The organism is Candidatus Polarisedimenticolia bacterium (assembly GCA_036004685.1).
Taxonomy (GTDB): Bacteria; Acidobacteriota; Polarisedimenticolia; order Gp22-AA2; family AA152; genus DASYRE01.
On record DASYRE010000037.1, the window covers coordinates 68988 to 88820 of the forward strand.

The following is a 19833-nucleotide window of genomic DNA, read 5'->3' on the forward strand; positions in this document are numbered from 1 at the left end:
ACGTCAGCGCACCTGGACGCTCATCCGGCGGCCGCCGGTGAGGACGAAGTCGGTCTTCTGCGAGTCTTCGAGCAGGGGGAGATCGGGATAGGGATACTCCTCGGCCGCGTAACGGCTGCTGCCGAGCGTGAACATCACGGAAAGGGGCAGCGAGGGGAGCGCCTCGCCCTGCACCACCGCCCCCAGGCTGCGCCGTGCCAATTGAAGATAGACTTTTTCGTCGGACCGGAGTCCGTTGAGGAAACGGATGACGTCGTCGACGTCCTCAGCCCCGGTGAATCGGCGCTGCAGGAGATTTCCCTCGATCTGGTTGAGGTTCCGCGCGCTGGACACGGTGAGGAGGAGGGGCCCTTTGGGAGTGTCGGGGGGCACTCGCACGCGGAATCTCCGGAGGAACGGCTCCGCCCGGTAGGGCTGGATGGAGACGCTTACCGTGAGGTCCTCCCCCGCCCTCGCGGTGGCCGGTGTCACGGAAACCTCCCCGATTCGCGCCATCCGGGCCTGTGGAATCGATTCGGCCCGCATCGCCAGCGATTTGACCCGCACCTCGCTGAAGCGGTTCCCGTAAACGGCGTTGAAGATCGTCGCCACGTCGCGCGCCACGTCGGCGGGAGTCCCGGACTGCGGTCCGCCCTGATTGGCATCCACCGCGGCATAGACCACCGGGGGGTGCCCTTCCAGATCGATGCGGAGCTCGGTGCGCAGCGTCTCCTCGGCGGAGTACTCCACGATCCGCTGCAGGCTGGCCTGAACGGCGATCCCCAGAAGCAGCGGCGTGAGGATGCGGTTCTCCACCACTTCGTAGTTCATCCGCCTCTCCCCTTCGGGCGAGGCGTGCACGATGCTGACGGGAAGCATCCGGGGAGCCGGGCCGATCTCTCCCTCGATGCCCGTGAGACGATCCCCTTTGAGCGTGCCGATGGTGCTGGTGGCGTTGGAAATCTTGAACGATCCCATGGCGGAGGGATAGGTGACGACGATTTCGGCCCGGAGCATCGGGTAGTCGACGGGTCCGGTGCCGAAGAAGGGATGCCCGAAGGCCCAGATCCGGTTGCCCTCGACGTGGGTCAGGGTTCCCGTCGCCGCGATGCTGAGGTCACCCGAGATCAGCGCCACCGCCAGCGGGACCCCCGGCTCGATCGGGTATTCGCCGCCTGCACTCCCCCCTCCCCCGCCTTGCACCGGCTCGAAGCCGCGGGCGCGGAAGAGAGGCGTCGCCATCCGGATCACCGATTCGGGGAAGCCGGAGAAAACGAGAGGCGTGCCGATGCGGCGCATCGCCGCGCCGGCCTCCGGAAGGTCGGAGGAGTCCCCGGACGCGGCGGCCGGGGGGGCGGTCCATTCCGCCAGCAGCGCGCCCGCGCTCGTCGGGCTCGCCGTGGAGCGCGCCGGCGTCTTTCCGGGGACTTTCAGCATGTCCGCGATCGGGGTGATGCCGGCGATCGCCTCCTTCTCGAAAGCCCCCAGCCGGTACGAGATCGCTCCGACGAGCTTCCCGTCGAGCATCACGGGACTCCCGCTCATGCCGGCGATCACTCCGGTGCGCTCCACGTTCTTCCCGTGAAGCCTCGAGACGATCATGTCCTGGCCGGGTCCGATGGCGTTCTTCAGAATCCCGAGAAACTCGACCTCGAACTCTTCCGGAACGTGGCCCTGGAACACGGTGCGGCCGACTCCCGTCATGCCGGGCCGAATCTGCTCGGGGGGATAGAACGAGCCGTCGGCCGAGCCGCGCGGCGCCGCCCCCACGAGGCTGCACAGGATTGCGGCCGCCGCGGCCAGAGCGATTCTTGACCGCCGTCTGCGCGTCATGCGTCGTCTATTCCTTTTCCTGGTTTTTGAAGCTGCGCTTGATCGATTCGACGATGAAGTTCTGCATGGAGGGTTTCTGCCTCTTGACCGCCTCGTAGACCAGGCAAGGCAGCTTCAAGGAGATCTGCACTCCGTCCTCCGTCAGAGAATCGAGCCACTTGACGAATCGATCCCAGTGGTCCCAATGGAGCGGCTCGACGGCGCCTTTCCCGTAGAGCTCGATGAGCGCGACCTCGTCCTTGAGCTTGAAGATCACGCTTTCAGAATCGTACTCCCTGAAATCGGAGTAAGCAAAAAACTTCACTTCCCCCGCCGTCTGCTCCTTCCCCTTTACGGAGATTTCCGGCTGCTTGTTGCAGCGCATGATGATCGAATCGCTCTTGGATTTGAAGTGAAACGCCAGGATGGGATCGGTCGTCCGATCGTTGTCGGTGGGGGTTTTCAGCGCCCGATAGACCCGCCTGGCGATCGCCCCGTTCGTCGTATAGACGTCCCTCGCCATCTATATTAACCTCCACCAAAAGACATAGCGGACTTCACGGCGCGGGAATATTAGAGATTCTCGCCGCCCGATGTCAAGAACGCTCCGGCGGTGACGCGCCGCAGGGTCGCGCGCGCCGCCCGCGGCCCGCTTTCCCGCCCAGACGCACTTCGCTGCTTCTTTTTCCTTGCTGGATCGATGGTTTCGCGGTATTAGGAAAACCAACGGGCTGTTTTCACCGAAAGGCACGTCCAACAAGGCTTTTGGAGGAATCGATGAACCGGGCCGGCCGGTGGGTGGGGATCTCTTTGCTCGGGGTGGGCGTGGCGGGGGCCGCTCTCGCCGGGGTGCCCATCGCCACAAGCGACGATTATTCCAAGATCCTGCGGGAGTTGCGCCCGGATTATGCGCGTTACGTGGGGAAGATTCGGGTCGGTGAGACTCGCTTCCATCCCACGAACCTCTACATGGGCCTGGTTCGCAACGGCGGCCGGGACCCCAACCGGCTTGCGGACGCCCCCGCCCTGGGGCGGGGAGTCCGCAACGACATCATCGTTTACGCCGATTCCCGCGAAGCGGGACGAAGCCTGGGCTGGGCCATGCTCTTGATCGATCACGAATACTTCCACGCCCGTCACCTGGCGCGCGGCGACCGGACCCCGGTGCCCTCGTTCGGCGATCCCGAGATTGATCGCCATTACTACGAAGCGGTGGCCTGGGGCTACAACCTCGCCCAGGCGGACGAGGACCAGTATCCGACCCTGACCCACGCCGACTACCTGGAAGCCTTCCGCAACTACTCGATGCACTTCGAGGCTTTCCGCGACTACGTCCTGCGCCACGACCGGACCGCCTGGGCCCATTACCGGCGGTTCCTCCCCGATCCCGTCGTCCGGGAGCCGCTCATCCTCGCGCAGAAATAGGCTTCCCGTCGCTAGATCCTCCCTGCCGACCGCCGCTCCCTCCGCGTTCTGATCCGGCTCGGGTTTCCCCGTCACCGTCATTCCCTTGCGCCGCGTTTACAAGCCGGCCGGAACGGGATATTTTGGGTCGCCCGGCTCCGTTCGCCGGGCAGAAAGGACCCGCGATGACTTCCTTGGAAATCTCCATCCGCCTTTGCCTGGCGGCGGTCCTGGTGATGGGCAACGCGTTTTTCGTGGCGGCCGAGTTCGCCATCGTTCGAGTCCGTCCGACCCGCATCCGGCACCTGGAGCAATCGGGCGATCACCGGGCGCGCATCGCGGCCGGCATCCTCCATCACCTGGATGAGTACCTTTCCGCCTGCCAGCTGGGGATCACGATCGTGAGCCTCGGACTCGGGTGGATCGGCAAGGACGCCTTCGCTCCCCTTTTCGCCGCCCTCTTCTCCCTGATGGGAATCGCTCCCGTGTGGGTTCGCTCGGCATCGATGACCTCCGCCTTCGCCCTGATCACCGTGGTCCACATCATTCTGGGCGAGCTGGTGCCGAAGTCGGCGGCGATCCGCCGCCCGGGGCGAAGCGCCCTCCGAATCGCTCTTCCGCTGCGGCTTTTCTACGTCATCTTCTACCCCATCCTCTTCCTGATGAACCGGCTCTCCATGCTCTCGTTGCGCGTCCTCGGGATCAAGCCCGGCGAGCGGGAGATCCGGCAGACCGAGGAGGAGCTGAGGATGGTCCTCACCGAGTCGACGCATCACGGGATCCTCTCGCCCGCCGAGATGGAGATCATGCACCGGGCCACCCGCTTCTCCGATCGGCGGGCGCAGGACGTGATGGTCTCCCGGGCGCGGACGGTCGTCTGGGACTCCCGCCGCCCCGTGGAGGAGAACCTGATGCGCGCCCGCAAATCGGGCCACACCCGCTACCCCGTGGCTGACGCCGAGGGGAAGCGGTTCGTGGGAGTCATCAACATCAAGGACCTCGCCTGGCTGACCGAGGCCGAGTGGGTGAAGCTGGATCTCGATCGCTTCCTGCGCGCCATCGTGACCGTGTCTCCCAGGGACCCGATCGATGCGGTCATCCGCGAGATGCGCCGGCGGCGGATCCATATCGCCGCCGTGGAAGACCAGGGCCAAGCCATCGGCATCCTGACGATGGAGGACATCATCGAGGAGATCTTCGGCGAGATTCAGGACGAGTTCGAGCCGAGCCCCTCGCCCGCCTGAAGCGGCGGCTCGCCAGGAGCCGCTTGCCCGCCGCGGCACGTTTTGTTTAGGATGGCAGCTTCCAAGACGTTTCGGCCGGACGACGCTTCCGCCGGCCTGAAGGAGGAATCGATGCTCGAAATCCGCGCCGCCGAGGCGCCGGCGGACGTCGCCATCATCGGCGGAGGACCCGCGGGATCGACCGCCGCGGCGCTTCTCGCTTCCGCCGGCCGGCGCGTCGTCCTTTTCGAGAAGGAGAAGTTTCCCCGGTTCCACATCGGGGAATCGCTTCTTCCCTTCAGCACCGACCTGGTCAGGCGCCTCGGGATCGAGACGAAGCTCCAGGCGGAGCAGGTGAAGAAATGGGGCGCGCGGCTGATCTCAAGCGACGGCGCCGTGACCCGGTACATCTGCTTCGAGGAAGGGCTCGTTCCCGGCTACCCCAGCGCTTATCAGGTCCTCCGCTCGCGCTTCGACGAAATGCTCCTGCAGAACGCCGCGGATCGAGGGGCCGAGATCCACCAGGGCGTTTCGGTCGTGGAGGCGACCGCCTCGTCCCGGAGCGGGTGCGAGCTGACGGTGCGCGACGCGGCAGGAAATCTCAGCCGGCATCGGGCGCGGTTTCTTCTCGATGCGAGCGGCCGGGATGCCTTCCTCGCGTCCCGCAAGGGGCTTCGCCGGATGACGCCTCATCTTCGCAAGGCGGCCGTCTTCGCTCATTACGAAGGGGTCGCCCGGGATGAAGGACGCGCCGCCGGGGACATCATCCTGGTCATCCTCAAGGACGCCTGGTTCTGGATGATCCCCCTCGCGGGCGGCCGGACGAGCGTGGGGCTGGTCCTCGAGGGAGCGGCCTTAAAAGGAAGCGGCCTGGCCCCGGGGGACCTGCTCGAAGAGTCGATTCGGCGCTGCCCGGCGGCCCGGATGCGGATGTCGGGAGCCCGGCGGGTGTCGGGCTATTGGACCGCCAGCGATTACAGCTACCGCTGCCGCGAGGTGGCCGGCGACGGCTATCTGCTGCTCGGGGACGCGGCAGCCTTCATCGACCCCGTCTTCTCGACCGGAGTCTGGCTGGCCATGTCCTCGGCGGAGATGGCCGCCGACACGCTGCACGCGGCGCTGGGCTCGAAGGGGCGGAAGGAGAATCTCTCGCCCTCGGTCTTCGCCGCTTATGAGCGCAAGGTCATCCGCCACGTCCGCCATTACACCCGGATCGTCAGCGCCTTCTACCGGCCCGGGTTCATGGATCTCTTCCTGCAGCCTTCGACTCGGCTCGGAGTGAAGGAATCGGTGATCACCCTCCTGGCGGGACACATGCAGCCGCCTTTCTCGGTGCGCTGGCGCCTGGCCCTCTTCTATCTCGGACTGCGCATCCACCGCTTCTTCCCATTGCGGCCCGCCGTCCCCCTGCTGGGCGCGATGGAAGCGCCCGGGCCGGAAGCCGCGCGCGCCCCCGCGGCGCTGAATTCCGAGGACCTCCGGGCCTAGTCCTCCGGAAGGCGGGCTTGCCGCAGAAGCAGGCGGCGATCCAGCTTCCCCCGCTCGCTGCGCGGCAGCTCCGGCAGGAACAGGATTCGGCGGGGCAGCTTGTAGGCGGCGACGCGCTCCCGCAGGAACCTCATCACCTCTTCCCGCGTCATCCCGGCCCGGGCGACCAGGCAGGCGAGAAGCGATTCGCCCCGGGCCGCGTCCGGGATCCCCAGCACCGCAGCGTCGGCGACTCCGGGAAGCGCCAAAAGCGCCGCCTCAACCTCGCGCGGGTTCACCTTCCGTCCCGAGACGTTGACCAGGCTTCCGAGGCGGCCGGTGAGGTGGAGCAGCCCCGGCGCGTCGATCCGGCCGAGGTCCCCCGTGCGGAACGTCTCTGCCCTGAATTCCCCGTTGGCCGAATCCCCCGAGCCGCCGACGTAGCCGGAGGCGACATTGGCGCCCCGGACGACGACCCGCCCCTCCTCCTCGAGCAGCACCTCGACGCCGGGAAGCGGCGTTCCCACGCAACCTTCCGAGCTTTCCGCGGCGAGACCGTCCGGCGAGGCGTCGTAGGTGATGCCTCCGGTCTCCGAGGAACCGTAGAAGGCGCGGACCGGCAGGCCGAAGCGGCTCCGGAAGGCGCGGGCGGTCGACGGCTTCAGCAAGGCGCCGGCGCACAGGCAGGTCTTCAGTCCTTGGGGGGCGAAACGGACCTCGGGCGAGCGCCCGAGAAGATCGTAGAAGTACGGGACCCCCGGGAAGACCGCCGGCCGCTCGATCGCCAGCGCCGGGACGAGCTGCTCGGGCAGGGGCGAGACGAGGAGAAGAGGAGATCCCTGCAGGACGAGCGGCATCAGCAGACTGTCCATGCCGTAGGAATGGGAGAGCGGAATCGCCCCGATGTTCAGGTCCTCCGGCCCGATGTTCATCCCCTTGATCAGGTGCTCCGTGTCGGCGAGGAGCGAAGCGGCGGTTACGGCGATTCCGCGCGGGCTTCCGGTGCTGCCGGAGGAGAGCTTGATCACGGCGGTGCCGTCCGGGAGGGCGCCTCCGGCCGGGCCTCGCGGCCCTTCGGCGACGAGGTGCGCCGGACCTTCGCGCAGCAGGATCCGGGGGGAGAAGGCGCGGCGCAGCGCCTGCCGCTCCGGGAGGGAAAGCTGAGGCTCCGCGGTCAGGACCACGGCGTCGCAGGCCCAGCAAGCCAGGACGCCGATCACGAACGGGACGCCGGTCAGCCCCTCCAGGAGGACGACGTCTCCCGCCTGGATCGAGGCGCCCCGCAGCTCCCGGATGCAGGCGGCGACGCGGTTCTTCAGATCGTGGCCCGGGACGGGGGGGCCCTGGGTCCCGCACCGCACGATCTCGCGCGTCGTGGAGGCGGAGGCTTCGAAACGCAGAAAAAGTTCCAGCGGCGCCATCATGGCGTGGGAGATTCTACCGCGAAGCGCGAAGCGGCGAGGCCCCCGGGCGATCGCTCCGGGCCCCGGCGCTCAGGAGCGCTGCGACTCCACGTCGGAGAGCAGCGCCCGGACCTCGGGCTGCGCCGGATCGAGGGAGAGCGATTCCTTGAGACTCTCGATGCACTTCTGAATCTGTCCGGTCTCATGGTAGGCCACGGCGAGGCCGTTGAAGAGGGCCGGCGAGCGGAATCCCCGCCGGCGCGTCTCTTCGAACTGAGCGATCGCCTCGCGGTGGCGTCCCGCCTTCCCCAGGGCGGCGCCGAGGTTCATCCGGGCCTCGTAGTTCGTCGGCTCTTTCGCGACGGCCCGGCTGAGGATGCGGATCGACTCCTCCAGCCGCCCGGTCCGGGCGCACAGCGAGCCGAGGTTGGCGAGCACTCCCGCGTAATCGGGATCCAGCTCGGCCGCCCGCCGGAGATGCTTCTCGGCGCCCGCCCAGTCCCCCTCGCGCTCGAGGATCAGCCCCATCAGGTTGTGATGTCCCACCGAGTTCTCGTTCAAGGAGAGGCCGCGCGCCACCTCCGGCTTCAGCGTCGCCTCCTCCCCTTTCTTCTTCAGAATCTCGAACAGTCTCGCCGCCGCTTCCGGTCCGGCGGGATCCTCCCGGACGGCCTGCCGGTAGAGGGCTTCCGCCGCGGCCGCTTCCCCCTTCGCCTCACGCAGCCGGCCGAGGGAGAGGGAGGCCTCGGCGACGCCGGGACGGCTTTCGCGCAGCCGGGAGAAGTAGGCGATTCCCTCCTCGAGGCGTCCCGATTTCTCGAACAGGCCGGCCAGGCTGCTCATCACTCCGCGCTCCGATCCGCCTGAATCGACGATCTTCCGGTAGACCTCCAGCGCCTTGTCCGTCCGGCCGGTGGCCTGATCCAGCGAGGCCTGCGTCATCAGCGCCGGCAGGTAGTCGGGGACGATCCGCAGCGCCGCGTCGATTTCCGCCTGGGCCTTCGCGAAGTTCTTCGATTTCAGGTGAAGTGCCGCCAGGTTGGAATGATAGGTCACCGTGTCGCCCGTCAGCTCTCCGCTCGGGGCCTCGTCCCGGCTTCCCCCGCCCCCGTCTCCCGAGGCGATGTAGCCCAGAGAGCGCAGGCTCTCGATCATCTGCCGATCGGCTTCGGTCGTCGCCGTGGCGGACGACTCGGGCCGCGCTCCGAGCTCGTAGGTCTCGACTCTCTCGAGCGCCAGGCTCTTGGCTTCCGCCGGCCTGAGCGCTTCCGCGAGGACGCGCCCCTTCATTTCGCGCGACGGAGGGATCCCGGCCAGCGCCAGTACCGTCGGGGCGACGTCGAGCAGCGACACGGTGTCCAGGGCTCCGGGACGGACCCCGGGGCCGGCGATCAGGAAGATTCCGTAGAGACGGTGCCATTTACCCGGCTTCCCCTCGATATAGGGAGGATCGTCGGTGGGGCGGCCGGAGCCGTTCTTGAATCCGTGGTCGGAGAGCAGCACCACGGTGGTGCGCGGATCGGCGTGCTGGAGGATCTCGCCGAGCAGGCGGTCCTGGTAGCGATAGAAAGCCTCCACGACGCCGTGGAACTGCCGGTACTCGTCGTCGGTCACCATGGCCATCTTCGGCGGCATCATGTGGGCGAAGCGATGCCCGACTTCGTCGATCCCCTGGAAATAGAGCATCGTCAGATCGCTCTGCCCGCGCCCGAGCAGCTCCAGCGCCAGGGTCTGGTAATTGCGGGTCGAGGCGAGAATTCTCGTCAGATGGTTCACCGGGTCGGCATAAGCCTTGCGGGGATCGCCTTCCTGGATCCGCGCGCGCCGCTCCTGGAAATCCACCGCCGTGACGTCCGCGAATTTACGGACCTCGCCGAGGGTGATGTCGGCGTCGCTGACGAGGCGGCCGCGCGCCGTGGCGAGGAAGTCCTCCGGATAGGTGGCGCCGGGAAGCTTCTCGGCGTCGGCCTGATAGCCGAACAGCGAGTAGGAGACGCGATCCGAGATCATCACTCCGCGGATCGGCTCGGAGGGCCAGGAGGCCCACCAGGCGACGACGTCCACCGTTCTCCCCATTTCGCTGAAGATGTTCCAGAGCGCCTCGACCTTGCGGAACCGCGACGAGATCGGCACCCGCTCCCCGGTGCCGGGATCCTTGACGAGAAAATCGACGATCCCATGCTCCTCGGGCGTCCGGCCCGTGGCCACCGTCGTCCAGAGCAAGGGCGAGAGGATCGGCTGCATCGATTTCAGGTTGGCCCAGGCGGCCGCCGACTTGAGCCGGGCGAGCGTGGGGAGCTTGCCCTCCCGGATCCAGGGATCGATCAACTGCCAGTCGGCCCCGTCGAGTCCGATGAGCAGAATCTTTCTCCCGGTGCTCCGGGAGCGCGCTTGCAGCGCGGTGATCGCCGAGGCCCTGCGGGCCTCGGGCGCGCCGGCGGCGCTGCCGAGGACGAGACGCACTTCCTGCAGGCCCAGAGCGGCCAGCTCCCCGGCCACCGCGTCCGGAATGCTCCGGCTCTCCCCGGCGGTCCATTTTGCCGCCGATTCTCCCGACAGCCAGGCGGAGAGGGTCCTTTGCACCGCCTCCTGCAGGAAGACCCGGACGGGGCGGCCGCGCGCCCGCTCGTCGAAATCGCCCAGGCGCGCCGGATCGATCCGCCCCGAGAAATGGTACGGCAGGCGCAGACTGACGCCTTCGGAAGAAGTGAAATCGCCCGTTCCGTCGACCGCGAGCCGGGCCGAGGGATAACGATGCACGGTCTGCAGCAGGGGGATCCGGAAATGCAGGCCGGGGGCGAGGACTTTCGGGGAGCCGAGGCCGAATCCGCCGCGCTGCACCGCCTGGAACCCCGCCGGGACCCGGGTCAGCGTGGCGCACAGAACGAGGATCGGGAGCAGGAAGAGGGAGGCCGGGAGCCATGGACCGGGTTTTCTCGGCATGAGACGGACTGCCCTCCTGCGTGGAAATTATACCAGACCGATCCCGGGGCGGCCGCCATCGCGGGGTTTGAACGGCGCCGGGCGCTCTGCTATATTCCGCCGCGATTCGCCCACGGGAGTGACTCTTGGAACGACCCGCCGTCCGGGCCCGCGGACTGGTGAAGCGTTACGGATCCGTCGTCGCGCTGGACGGGGTCGATCTCGAAGTCCCGCCGGGCGAGACCTTCGGGTTGCTCGGACCCAACGGCGCGGGGAAGACGACGACCGTCAAGATCCTCATCACCCTGGCGCAGCCCGATCGGGGCATGGCCGAGGTGGGCGGCGTCGACGTCGTGAGGGATCCCGTCCGGGCCCGGAGGCTCTTCGGCTACGTCCCTCAGGAGCTCACCGCCGATCGTTCGCTGACCGCCCGCGAGAGCCTGCGCTGGTTCTCCGACCTGTATCACCTTCCCCGCTCCGGACGCGAGGCGCGCGTCGCGGAGGCGCTCCGGCTCGTCGGCCTCGAGGAGGCGGCGGACCGCCCGACCCGCACTTTTTCGGGAGGGATGAAGAAGAAGCTGGATCTGGCGTGCGGCCTGATCCATCGGCCGCGGATCCTGTTCCTCGACGAGCCCTCGCTGGGGCTGGACGTCAAGGTCCGCTCGGATCTCTGGCGCCACGTCGCCTCCCTGAAGGCGTCGGGGGTCACCGTATTCCTCAGCACCAATTACATGGACGAGGCGGATCGTCTCTGCGATCGGGTGGCGATCATCGATCGCGGGCGGATTGCCGTGTCGGGGACCCCCTCCGAGCTGCGCGCCGCGCTCGGGGGCGACGTCGTCACCCTGGAGGCGCCGCAGCCGGACGGCGAGCCGCTGGCGCCGCTCGCCGCGCCGTTGTCCTCCCTCCCCTTCGTGAAGGAGACGCGGCTTCACGGCTCGCGCCTCACCGTCTACGTCGAGGCGAACGAGACGGCGGTCCCCCGAATCCTCGAGCTGGCGTCGCGCCACGGGACGAGCGTTCACCGCATCTCCTATTCCCGCCCGGGTCTCGACGAAGTTTTTCTCAAATACACCGGCCACCGGTTCGAGGACGCGCCCCATGACTGACTTCATCCAGGAGACGCGGGCCCAGATGGTCCGGTGGCTCATTCACCTCCGCCGCGAGCGGTTCAGCCTGATCTTCGCCCTGGTGTCGCCCATCACGTTCCTCGTCTTCTTCGGCGGAGCCTTTTCGGGAATGGCACCGGCGGCGCTCCCGGGCGGAAGCTACCGGACCTTCATCCTTCCCGGAATCATCGCCCTGACGGTTTTCGGCAGCAGCCTCTCCGGCGGGATCGAGCTGCTGTTCGACAAGGAGTCGGGCACCCTGACGCGCATCCTGGCGGCGCCCATCTCCCGCGCCTCGATCCTGGTGAGCCGCTTCCTCTACGTCAACCTGGTCGCTTCGCTGCAAGTGCTGATCGTCGTGACCCTCGCCTACCTTCTCGGGGTGCGTATCGCCACCGGGCTGGCCGGTCTCGTCGCCCTGCTGATCCTCGGGCTCTTCCTGGGCTTCTCCCTGACGATCGTGTCGCTGGTGCTGGCCTTCAGCCTGACGAACCACGGAGAGTTCTTCGCCATCCTCAGCTTTCTCACCCTGCCTCTGGCTTTCCTGTCGACCGCCTTCGTGCCGCTGGAGAAGATGCCGGGGTGGATGGCGGCTCTGGCGCGCGTCAATCCGATGACCTATGCGGTGAACGGCATGAGGACGCTCGTCGTTTCGGGCTGGGACTGGCCGGGACTCCTGCGGATGGCGGCCGTCCTCCTCGTCTTCGACGCCGTCAGCCTCGTCCTCGGCTCGCTCGCGCTGAGGCGGCGTATTTCCTGATCCGCCGAGCCCTGACTCGACGCGCCAACGCCGGCCGCCGCGGCGCTCGACCGTTTTGCCGCCCCGAAAGGAGATCGTGTAGACTCCCGGGACCATGGGACCATGGCTGTTGCGGATTCTCGCGCCGCTCGCGGCGCTTCTCGTCGCCTCGAACTCGTGCGTGCAGGGCGGATCCTCGTCACCCCCTTCGTCGCGCGCCGCCGCGACGGCGCCCGCAGCGGGCCGCGCCGCCGATCGCCCCTCCCCCCCCGCCCCTGCGCCGGCGCCTTCCGCCGACCTCGGGACGGACGAGCGCGCCACGATCGAGGTCTTCGAGGCTGCCTCACGCTCCGTCGTCTTCATCACCACCAGCGCGCTGCGCCGCGATTTCTGGTCGATGAACGTCTTCGAGGTCCCGCAGGGATCGGGGTCGGGCTTCGTGTGGGACGATCAGGGCCACGTCGTCACGAATTATCACGTCATCGCCGGGTCCAACCGGATCACCGTCGTGACGGCCGACCACTCGGAGTACCGCGCGGCGATCGCCGGATCGGATCCGGATCACGATCTGGTGGTCCTCGAGATCCAGGCCCCGAAGAAATCGCTGATCCCGCTGGCGATCGGCAGCTCGAAGGACTTGCGCGTCGGCCAGAAGGCCCTGGCGATCGGCAATCCCTTCGGCCTCGACCATACCCTGACGACGGGCGTGGTGAGCGCCCTGGGGAGGACGATTCGCTCGATGAGCGATCGAACGATCGAGGAAGTCATCCAGACTGACGCGGCGGTGAATCCCGGCAACTCGGGCGGCCCTCTTCTCGACAGCTCGGGCCGTCTCATCGGGGTGAACACGCAGATCATCAGTCCGAGCGGCGCCTTCGCGGGGATCAGCTTCGCGGTCCCGGTGGACACAGTAAGGAGGATCGTTCCGCAACTCATCGCGCACGGTAAAATCATCCGGCCGGGGCTCGGAGTGCACCTGCTCTCCGACGGCATCGCGGCACGCTACGGGATCAAGGGCGCCGTCCTGATGAGACTCGCCCCTTCCAGCGCCGCGGGACGGGCGGGCCTGAAGGGGGCCGTGGAGACGGCGACGGGCCAGGTCATCTTGGGCGACGTGATCACCGCGATCGACGGAGAAGAAGTGGAGACTGCCGACGACTTGATGACCATTCTCGATCGCCACAAGGTCGGGGACCGGGTCACCGTCGAATACGTGCGCGGCGACGCCAAGCGCCAGGCGGTGGTCACGCTGCAGGAGATCGAGTGATCGGGGCCGGCGGGTGAGCGCCCGGCCGGCGGTGGCCGTGCTCGGGCTGGGGATCATGGGCGGGCCCATGGCCCGCAACCTGCTGCGCGCCGGCCACCGGCTCACCGTCTGGAATCGCACCCCTTCCAAGGCCGCGACGCTGGTCCCGGAAGGCGCGACCCTGGCGTCCTCTCCGCGGGAGGCGGCGCGCGACGCCGAGATCACCATCGTGATGGTGGCCGATCCGCCCGCCCTCGATGCGGTCCTCGGCGGACCGGACGGGGTTTGGGAGGGGCTGCGCCCCGAAACGATCCTGGTGAACATGGGAACCCAGGCCGTCGCGCAGATCGAGGGGATCGCCCGGCAGGCGGAACGCGCTCACGTCGGATTTCTCGACTCTCCGGTGACGGGAAGCCGGAGCGGCGCCGTCGACGGGACGCTGACCTTGCTGGTCGGCGGGGACGCCGCCGTCCTGGAGAAGGCCCGCGGCGTCCTGACGGCGGTCGGCCGGACGATTCTTCACGTAGGGCGCTGCGGCGACGGGACGCGCGCCAAGCTCGTTCTGAACCTGATCCAGGCGGGCATGCTCGCCGTCTTCTCGGAGGGGCTGGCGCTCGGCAAGCGCCTCGGACTCTCGCCCGACACGATCCTGGAGGTCCTGCAGCACTCGGCCGGCAACGCGGCGCTCTTCCGTTACAAGGGGTCTTTCCTGATGAGGCGGGATTTCTCCGCCAACTTCTCGCTCAAGCTGATGCACAAGGACCTCAGGCTGATCCTGGACGAGGCGGCGGGACTGGGAGCGGAGCTGCCGACCAGCCGCGTCGTCGGCGACCTCTTCTCCGACGCGATGGCGGGCGGATACGGCGAGGAGGACTTCATTTCGATCGCGCGGATCGTGGAGCGGCGGGCGGGAACGAAGATCGAGTCCTAGGCTTTCTCAGGCCTTGTGGCGGGCGAGGAAGCGAAGCACTCCGCGGATCGACAGGAATCCCACCGGGGAGCCGTCGCGCACCACCGGCACGTGGCGATAATGGCCCACCGCCATCCGGTGCAGCGCGAACGCCAGGGCGTCGTCTTCGCTGAGCGCCTGGGGATCGGGCGTCATGTGATCCCGCAAGGGAACCGCCGCGAGGTCGACGTTCTCTCCCGCGATCCGGTTCAGGACGTCGCGCTCCGTGAAGATCCCCACCAGCCTCCCCTCATCCACCACCAGGACGCTTCCCTGGCGCGTGCGCTGCATGAGGCGAATCGCCTCCAGCAGCGAGGTGGAGGAGGAGACGACGTTCGGGGCGTGCAATCCCACGTCCCGGAGCGGAGTGCCCAGAAGGGTCGTGTGCATCCCGCCGCTCGGGGTCGGGATGTCCAGCGACGCCAGCTCCTGCCCGCACTGCTCGCAGGCGTCGGTCCCGGCGAGATTGTCGTGGCCGCAATCGGGGCAGATCATGACGCGCCTCGATCCGATCGCCCCTCAGGCGACCGTCCAGGTCTCGGTTCCTCGAATCAGCTTCTCGATGTCGCCGGGCCCTTTCCGGCGGGCGATCTCCTCCCCCTGTTGGGTGAGGATCTCCTCCAGGGTCGGGCGCTGCGCGGAATAGAAGACTCCCACCGGAACCGGGAACTCGGGATAGCTCATCCGGGAGAGGAGATACGCCAAGGTCGGCTCGGGGGCGTTCTCGTCGTGGACCAGCAGATCCTTTTCGGTGACGCCGTCCCGGCCCAACGTCACCACTTCGGGATCCAGGCCGTTGAGCCGGATCCCCTTGTCCCGGTTCTTCCCGAAGACCATCGGGTGGCCGTGCTCCAGCACGAGCACCCGTTCCGATCTCACGTCCTTCGCCGTGAAGTCCTCGAACGCGCCGTCGTTGAAGATGTTGCAGTTCTGGTAAATCTCCACGAACGACGTCCCCTTGTGCTGCGCCGCCCGATGGACGATCTTGGCGAGATGGACCGGATCGATGTCGATGCTCCGGGCCACGAACGTCGCCTCCGAGGCGATGGCCACGCAGACCGGGTTGATCGGCTGCTCGGCCGTCCCGAAGGGGCTCGACTTCGTCTTCTTTCCGAATTCGGAGGTCGGCGAGTACTGTCCCTTCGTCAGCCCGTAGATTCGGTTGTTGAACAGGAGGATGTTGATGTCCAGGTTTCGCCTGAGGCAGTGGATCAGGTGGTTCCCGCCGATGCTCAGCCCGTCGCCGTCTCCCGTCGCCACCCAGACCGAGAGGTCCGGGCGCGAGATCTTGAGTCCCGACGCCAGCGTCGCCGCCCTGCCGTGGATGCTGTGGAAGCCGTAGGTGTTCATGTAGTAAGGGAAGCGGCTCGAGCAGCCGATTCCCGAGATGAAGACGATCTTCTCCCTCGGGATCCCGAGCTCAGGCATGACCCGCTGGACCTGGGCCAGGATGGAGTAATCGCCGCATCCCGGGCACCACCGGACCGTTTGATCGGTGACGAAATCCTGCCGTGTCAGTTTCGGGGGCTCGAGGAGCCCCGTTCCTTCCGTCTGCGCCATCAGTCTTTCCTCACAGCATCTCCTCGATCTTGCGGACGATCTCGGAGATCTTGAAGGGCTTTCCCTGGACCTTGTTCAGCCCGACGGCGTCCACCAGGAAGTGGGCGCGAATCATGAAACGGAGCTGACCCAGGTTCAGCTCCGGAATGAGGACCTTGTCGAATTTGGCGAGGACTTCCCCGAGATTCCTGGGGAAGGGATTCAGATATCGGAGATGGGCGGCGGAGACTTCCGCCCCGCGGGACTGCATCTCCTCCACCGCGGAGGTGATCGACCCGTGGGTGCTGCCCCAGCCGAGCACGAGCACCTTGCCGGAGTCGCGGCCGTGGACCTCGATATCGGGGATGTCCTCGGCGATCCGCGCGATCTTCTCGGCGCGGAGCCGCACCATCTTCTCGTGATTCAGGGGATCGTAGCTGACGTTCCCGGTCACGTCCTCCTTCTCCAGGCCGCCGATCCGGTGCTCGAGGCCGATCGTACCCGGGATCGCCCAGGGCCGCGCCAGGGTCTTCGGGTCGCGCCGGTAGGGCTGGAAGGTCGACGCATCGGTGTGGAAGTGCACCGAAATCTCGGGAAGCTCCGACAGCGCCGGGATCCTCCAGGGCTCCGCTCCGTTGGCCAGATAGCCGTCGGAGAGGTACAGGACCGGCGTCATGTAGCGGACGGCGATGCGGAACGCTTCGAGGGCCATCGTGAAGCACTCGGCCGGAGTCGCCGGCGCCACGACCGCGACCGGGCACTCGCTGTTGCGTCCGAAGACCGCCTGGAACAGATCGGCCTGCTCCGTCTTCGTGGGCAGCCCCGTGCTCGGCCCGCCGCGCTGCACGTCGATCACGACGAGCGGCAGCTCGGTCATCACCGCCAGGCCGATCGCCTCGCTCTTCAGCGCCACGCCCGGGCCGCTGGTGCCGGTGAGCCCCAGGGCGCCGCCGTAGGAGGCGCCGATCGCCGCTCCGATCGCGGAGATCTCGTCCTCGGCCTGGAAGGTCCGCACCGGAAAGTTCTTCAGCCGCGAGAGCTCGTGCAGGATGTCGCTGGCCGGCGTGATCGGATAGGAACCGTAGAAGAGCGGGCGCCCGGAGAGGACCGAGGCCGCGACGCAGCCGAGCGCCGTCGCCTCGTTGCCGGTGATCTTCCGGTACGTGCCGGGCGCGAGGTGCGCTTTGCGCACGCGGTAGTGGGTGGTGAAGATCTCCGTCGTCTCGGCGTAGTTGTAACCGGCCAGGAGCGCGGCCCGGTTGGCCCGCGCCACCTCCTCGTTCCCCTTGAACTTCTCCTTGATCCACTGCTCCGTGTAATCGACCGGCCGCTCGTACAGCCAGAACACCAGCCCGAGCGCGAAGAAGTTCTTGCATCGCGTGGCGGCTTTCGCTCCCAGCGTCGTGTCGCCTACCGCCCGCAGGGTCATGCTCGTCAGCGGCAGCTCGAAGAGACGGTAGCCGGCGAGGCTTCCGTCCTTCAGGGGATGGCTCTTGTATCCCGCCTTCGTCAGGTTCTGGGCGGTGAAGGCATCCGTGTCGACGATCAGAATCCCTCCATCCTCCAGATCCAGGATGTTCGTCTTCAGCGCGGCGGGGTTCATGGCGACCAGCACGCCGGGCTGGTCCCCGGGGGTGTGGATGTCACGCGAGGAAAAGCTGATCTGATAGCCGCTCACCCCGGGAAGCGTGCCGGCGGGGGCGCGAATCTCCGCGGGATAGTCGGGCAGGGTGGCGAGGTCGTTGCCGGCGATGGCCGTCGTGTCCGCGAACTGCGTCCCGGTCAGCTGCATGCCGTCACCGGAGTCTCCCACGAATCGGATGACGACGGTGTCGAGCTCCTGGACCTGGCTCTTCGGTTCGGGAACTTGCGCTTCCGCTTGTGTGCTCACAATCGATCGGACTCCTTCAGCCGCCTTCTGGCTTCCGCATCACCTGATGCAGTCGCGGAGGCAGGTTCACCACCTCCGCAGGGAAGTGTTCGGCGATGTATTCGACGAGATCCTTGGCGCATACCATTCCCGCTTCGCGTCCTTGCGCGTCCGCGAGTGGGACGTGCCGGTACCCTTTGTCCACCATCAGCTGAATCGCCTCCTGGAGCGTGTCGTCCGGATTCAGCGAGCTGGGATCGCGGATCATGTGGTGGCGAATCGCCTCGGTGAGATCGACCTTCGAGCCGGCGATCTTGTTCAGCACGTCCCGCTCCGTGAAGATCCCGGCCACGCGGCCCTCCTCACACACCAGGGTGCAGCCGCTGCCGGAGGCCTTCATGGCTCGGAGGGTGTCGGAAAGGGTGGTGTCGGGGGTCACCCGGACCGGCTCGCTGAGCCGCAAGGTGCGGATGCGCTCGCTCTGGAGCGCTTCGACGACCGTCGCGCTAAGCTTCATAACCCACGGATTCGACGAACGTTAACCGTCCTGATTCAGGACCGGGTCCCCAAGGTCCGTGGGCCCGGGTGCTCGGACAATATAGTGTCGAAATCGGCCGCGCTCCACCGCCGGGCCCGACCTTCCCCACCGGCCGGACAGAATGCCTGGTCCCAAGCTGTCGGGCAGACGATAGTTTACTGCGTCCGGCCGCGGCGCTCAAGCCCGCCCGCCGCGGCGCGGCCTTCACGATCCGCGGAAGCGATTCCGGCGGGGTGTGTTATCTTCATCGCGTCGGTCTTCCTCGCACGAGCTGGGAGGTTACGATGTCGCCCAAGATTCCCCGGAGCTACCGCCGACTGAAAGACCAGCAGCCCCTCATGATGGAAGCCTACGAGAAGCTCGGCGAGGCGTGCGCCGCCGCGGGCCCGCTGAGCGAGCGGGAAAAGGCGCTCGTCAAGATCGGCCTCTCCACGGGAGCCCGCCTCGAGGGAGGCCTGCACTCTCACGTGCGCAAGGCGCTGGAAGCGGGAATGCAGCCCGAGGAGATCCGCCACGCCGTGCTCCTGGCGCTGCCGACGCTCGGGCTCCCGACGATGATGGCGGCGCTCACCTGGGCCGAGGACGTCCTGAGCGATCCGGAAGAATAGAGGCCCACGACCCTCAGCGTCGAAGCAGCTCGACGTTCGCCGGGTATTCGATCAGCATGGCGACGAACGCCCCGATCAGGATCACCAGGCTCAACGTCGTCAGCACGGCCCAAATCTTCCGCGCCCGTTCGGTGCGCGGCTCGCCGGGGTCGATCCCCAGGGCCAGCAAAGCGCCGCACGCGAATCCTCCGGCGTGGGCGGCGTTGTCGATTCCCGGCAGGAAGAGCATCACGATCGCGGGAGTGATCCAGCGCATCAGCTGATCCGACATGGCCTTCCCCCGCGCGCCGGCCCGGAACCTCCCGAAGATCACTCCGAATCCGAGCAGTCCGAACAGGGGTCCCGAGGCCCCTACGCTGGCGGTGTCCGGTCTGAATAGGGTGCTCACCGAGAAGGCGACGATGTCGCTGACGAGATAGACGACGAGAATCTTGCGCCACCCGAACTCCTCCTCCAGCATCGGACCGAGGATCGATAGCGCGTAGCAGTTCATGGCGAGGTGGAGGATCCCCCCGTGGAGAAATCCGGCCGTGACGAGCCGCCAGTATTGGCCGTTGAGAATGGCGGAGGTCCATTTCTCTCCAAATACGAACTGGGCCTCCCCGCGCGGGGATAAGATGCTGAACAACCCCCGGGTCGGTTCCGCACCCCAGGTCATCAGCTGAATCGCGAGGATTGCCACGTTCGCGGTGATGAGAATCGCGGTGAGCGAGGAGAACTGCGGCAGGACCGCGGCGAACAGCCGGCCGATGCCGCCGCGCGGCACGTCGCGCATCGAAGCGCCGCAGGCGGGACAGGTCGCCAGGCTCCGGTCGACCAGCTCGCGGCAATGGCGGCACATCCTCACCTTCGCCCGCACGCCGCGGTCGGTCATCTCCCAGGAGGCGAGCTTCGACTCGAGCGACATCTTCCACTGGCTCTTCTTCCACTCCCAGCGGGAGCCGCGCATCCCCAGGAGCCCCATCAGGGACATCGCCAGATCGAAGAGGGAGCGGAGGAGCTGCGCCACGAGCTGCATCGGCAGA

General features: G+C 67.3%; 17 protein-coding genes. 8 read left to right on the forward strand and 9 right to left on the reverse strand.

Features of this window, described 5'->3' with window-relative positions:
* Nucleotides 1-3: 3 nt before the first annotated feature.
* Entirely contained in the window at nucleotides 4-1812 is a 1809-nt protein-coding gene (locus VGR67_10210) for a SpoIVB peptidase S55 domain-containing protein (GenBank protein HEV8336779.1), read from the reverse strand.
* A 7-nt stretch (nucleotides 1813-1819) separates the two neighbouring features.
* A complete protein-coding gene (locus VGR67_10215) occupies nucleotides 1820-2314 on the reverse strand; it encodes a hypothetical protein (GenBank protein HEV8336780.1) in 495 nt (164 codons plus the stop codon).
* 254 nt (nucleotides 2315-2568) lie between these two features.
* Between VGR67_10215 and VGR67_10220 the strand changes: the two genes are divergently transcribed.
* From VGR67_10220 to VGR67_10230, 3 genes are all read left to right on the forward strand, one after another.
* Nucleotides 2569-3216: a hypothetical protein gene (locus tag VGR67_10220; GenBank protein ID HEV8336781.1), complete on the forward strand. Its 648-nt coding sequence runs from the start codon at nucleotides 2569-2571 to the stop codon at nucleotides 3214-3216.
* A gap of 164 nt (nucleotides 3217-3380) precedes the next feature.
* A complete protein-coding gene (locus VGR67_10225; GenBank protein HEV8336782.1) occupies nucleotides 3381-4439 on the forward strand; it encodes a hemolysin family protein in 1059 nt (352 codons plus the stop codon).
* 111 nt (nucleotides 4440-4550) lie between these two features.
* Nucleotides 4551-5906, forward strand: a complete 1356-nt coding sequence (locus VGR67_10230) for an NAD(P)/FAD-dependent oxidoreductase (GenBank protein HEV8336783.1) — start codon at nucleotides 4551-4553, stop codon at nucleotides 5904-5906.
* Here the strand turns inward: VGR67_10230 and VGR67_10235 are convergent.
* Both VGR67_10235 and VGR67_10240 read right to left on the reverse strand, forming a co-directional pair.
* On the reverse strand, nucleotides 5903-7309 hold the full coding sequence (locus VGR67_10235; GenBank protein HEV8336784.1) for a class I adenylate-forming enzyme family protein: 1407 nt from the start codon (nucleotides 7307-7309) through the stop codon (nucleotides 5903-5905). The two genes, VGR67_10230 and VGR67_10235, sit on opposite strands and share 4 nt — an antisense overlap.
* A gap of 69 nt (nucleotides 7310-7378) precedes the next feature.
* Nucleotides 7379-10231 (reverse strand): alkaline phosphatase family protein, encoded by a 2853-nt coding sequence (locus VGR67_10240; protein ID HEV8336785.1) that lies wholly within the window; start codon nucleotides 10229-10231, stop codon nucleotides 7379-7381.
* A gap of 125 nt (nucleotides 10232-10356) precedes the next feature.
* Here VGR67_10240 and VGR67_10245 point away from each other — a divergent pair, with 125 nt between their 5' ends.
* The 4 genes from VGR67_10245 (at nucleotide 10357) to VGR67_10260 (ending at nucleotide 14235) form a co-directional block, all read left to right on the forward strand.
* A complete protein-coding gene (locus tag VGR67_10245) occupies nucleotides 10357-11319 on the forward strand; it encodes an ATP-binding cassette domain-containing protein (GenBank protein HEV8336786.1) in 963 nt (320 codons plus the stop codon).
* Nucleotides 11312-12079, forward strand: a complete 768-nt coding sequence (locus tag VGR67_10250) for an ABC transporter permease (protein ID HEV8336787.1) — start codon at nucleotides 11312-11314, stop codon at nucleotides 12077-12079. Before VGR67_10245 ends, VGR67_10250 begins: the two co-directional genes overlap by 8 nt.
* Before the next feature lie 94 nt (nucleotides 12080-12173).
* Nucleotides 12174-13325, forward strand: coding sequence for a trypsin-like peptidase domain-containing protein (locus tag VGR67_10255; GenBank protein ID HEV8336788.1), 1152 nt, complete (start codon nucleotides 12174-12176; stop codon nucleotides 13323-13325).
* Nucleotides 13326-13338: 13 nt separating this feature from the next.
* Nucleotides 13339-14235, forward strand: coding sequence for an NAD(P)-dependent oxidoreductase (locus VGR67_10260; GenBank protein ID HEV8336789.1), 897 nt, complete (start codon nucleotides 13339-13341; stop codon nucleotides 14233-14235).
* Nucleotides 14236-14241: 6 nt separating this feature from the next.
* Here the strand turns inward: VGR67_10260 and VGR67_10265 are convergent, their stop codons facing one another.
* Genes VGR67_10265 through VGR67_10280 form a run of 4 tightly spaced genes read right to left on the reverse strand, consistent with a single transcriptional unit; the run spans nucleotide 14242 to nucleotide 18179 of the window.
* A complete protein-coding gene (locus VGR67_10265; GenBank protein HEV8336790.1) occupies nucleotides 14242-14748 on the reverse strand; it encodes a CBS domain-containing protein in 507 nt (168 codons plus the stop codon).
* A gap of 24 nt (nucleotides 14749-14772) precedes the next feature.
* Nucleotides 14773-15813 (reverse strand): 2-oxoacid:ferredoxin oxidoreductase subunit beta, encoded by a 1041-nt coding sequence (locus VGR67_10270; protein HEV8336791.1) that lies wholly within the window; start codon nucleotides 15811-15813, stop codon nucleotides 14773-14775.
* Between the two features lie 10 nt (nucleotides 15814-15823).
* The gene (locus VGR67_10275) at nucleotides 15824-17683 is read right to left on the reverse strand and encodes a 2-oxoacid:acceptor oxidoreductase subunit alpha (GenBank protein ID HEV8336792.1); all 1860 of its coding nucleotides are present in this window, start codon (nucleotides 17681-17683) and stop codon (nucleotides 15824-15826) included.
* A 16-nt stretch (nucleotides 17684-17699) separates the two neighbouring features.
* Nucleotides 17700-18179, reverse strand: coding sequence for a CBS domain-containing protein (locus VGR67_10280; GenBank protein HEV8336793.1), 480 nt, complete (start codon nucleotides 18177-18179; stop codon nucleotides 17700-17702).
* Nucleotides 18180-18484: 305 nt separating this feature from the next.
* On the opposite strand from VGR67_10280, the gene VGR67_10285 reads away from it, so the two are divergent.
* Nucleotides 18485-18808 (forward strand): carboxymuconolactone decarboxylase family protein, encoded by a 324-nt coding sequence (locus tag VGR67_10285; GenBank protein HEV8336794.1) that lies wholly within the window; start codon nucleotides 18485-18487, stop codon nucleotides 18806-18808.
* A gap of 13 nt (nucleotides 18809-18821) precedes the next feature.
* On the opposite strand, the gene VGR67_10290 is transcribed toward VGR67_10285, so the two are convergent.
* On the reverse strand, nucleotides 18822-19817 hold the full coding sequence (locus tag VGR67_10290; protein HEV8336795.1) for a rhomboid family intramembrane serine protease: 996 nt from the start codon (nucleotides 19815-19817) through the stop codon (nucleotides 18822-18824).
* Nucleotides 19818-19833 lie beyond the last annotated feature (16 nt).

Coding starts and splice junctions, on each gene's coding strand:
- VGR67_10210 (HEV8336779.1), bottom strand. CDS start 1,812: ATGACGCGCAGACGGCGGTCAAGAATCGCTCTGGCCGCGGCGGCCGCA.
- VGR67_10215 (HEV8336780.1), bottom strand. CDS start 2,314: ATGGCGAGGGACGTCTATACGACGAACGGGGCGATCGCCAGGCGGGTC.
- VGR67_10220 (HEV8336781.1), top strand. CDS start 2,569: ATGAACCGGGCCGGCCGGTGGGTGGGGATCTCTTTGCTCGGGGTGGGC.
- VGR67_10225 (HEV8336782.1), top strand. CDS start 3,381: ATGACTTCCTTGGAAATCTCCATCCGCCTTTGCCTGGCGGCGGTCCTG.
- VGR67_10230 (HEV8336783.1), top strand. CDS start 4,551: ATGCTCGAAATCCGCGCCGCCGAGGCGCCGGCGGACGTCGCCATCATC.
- VGR67_10235 (HEV8336784.1), bottom strand. CDS start 7,309: ATGATGGCGCCGCTGGAACTTTTTCTGCGTTTCGAAGCCTCCGCCTCC.
- VGR67_10240 (HEV8336785.1), bottom strand. CDS start 10,231: ATGCCGAGAAAACCCGGTCCATGGCTCCCGGCCTCCCTCTTCCTGCTC.
- VGR67_10250 (HEV8336787.1), top strand. CDS start 11,312: ATGACTGACTTCATCCAGGAGACGCGGGCCCAGATGGTCCGGTGGCTC.
- VGR67_10255 (HEV8336788.1), top strand. CDS start 12,174: ATGGGACCATGGCTGTTGCGGATTCTCGCGCCGCTCGCGGCGCTTCTC.
- VGR67_10265 (HEV8336790.1), bottom strand. CDS start 14,748: ATGATCTGCCCCGATTGCGGCCACGACAATCTCGCCGGGACCGACGCC.
- VGR67_10270 (HEV8336791.1), bottom strand. CDS start 15,813: ATGGCGCAGACGGAAGGAACGGGGCTCCTCGAGCCCCCGAAACTGACA.
- VGR67_10280 (HEV8336793.1), bottom strand. CDS start 18,179: ATGAAGCTTAGCGCGACGGTCGTCGAAGCGCTCCAGAGCGAGCGCATC.
- VGR67_10285 (HEV8336794.1), top strand. CDS start 18,485: ATGTCGCCCAAGATTCCCCGGAGCTACCGCCGACTGAAAGACCAGCAG.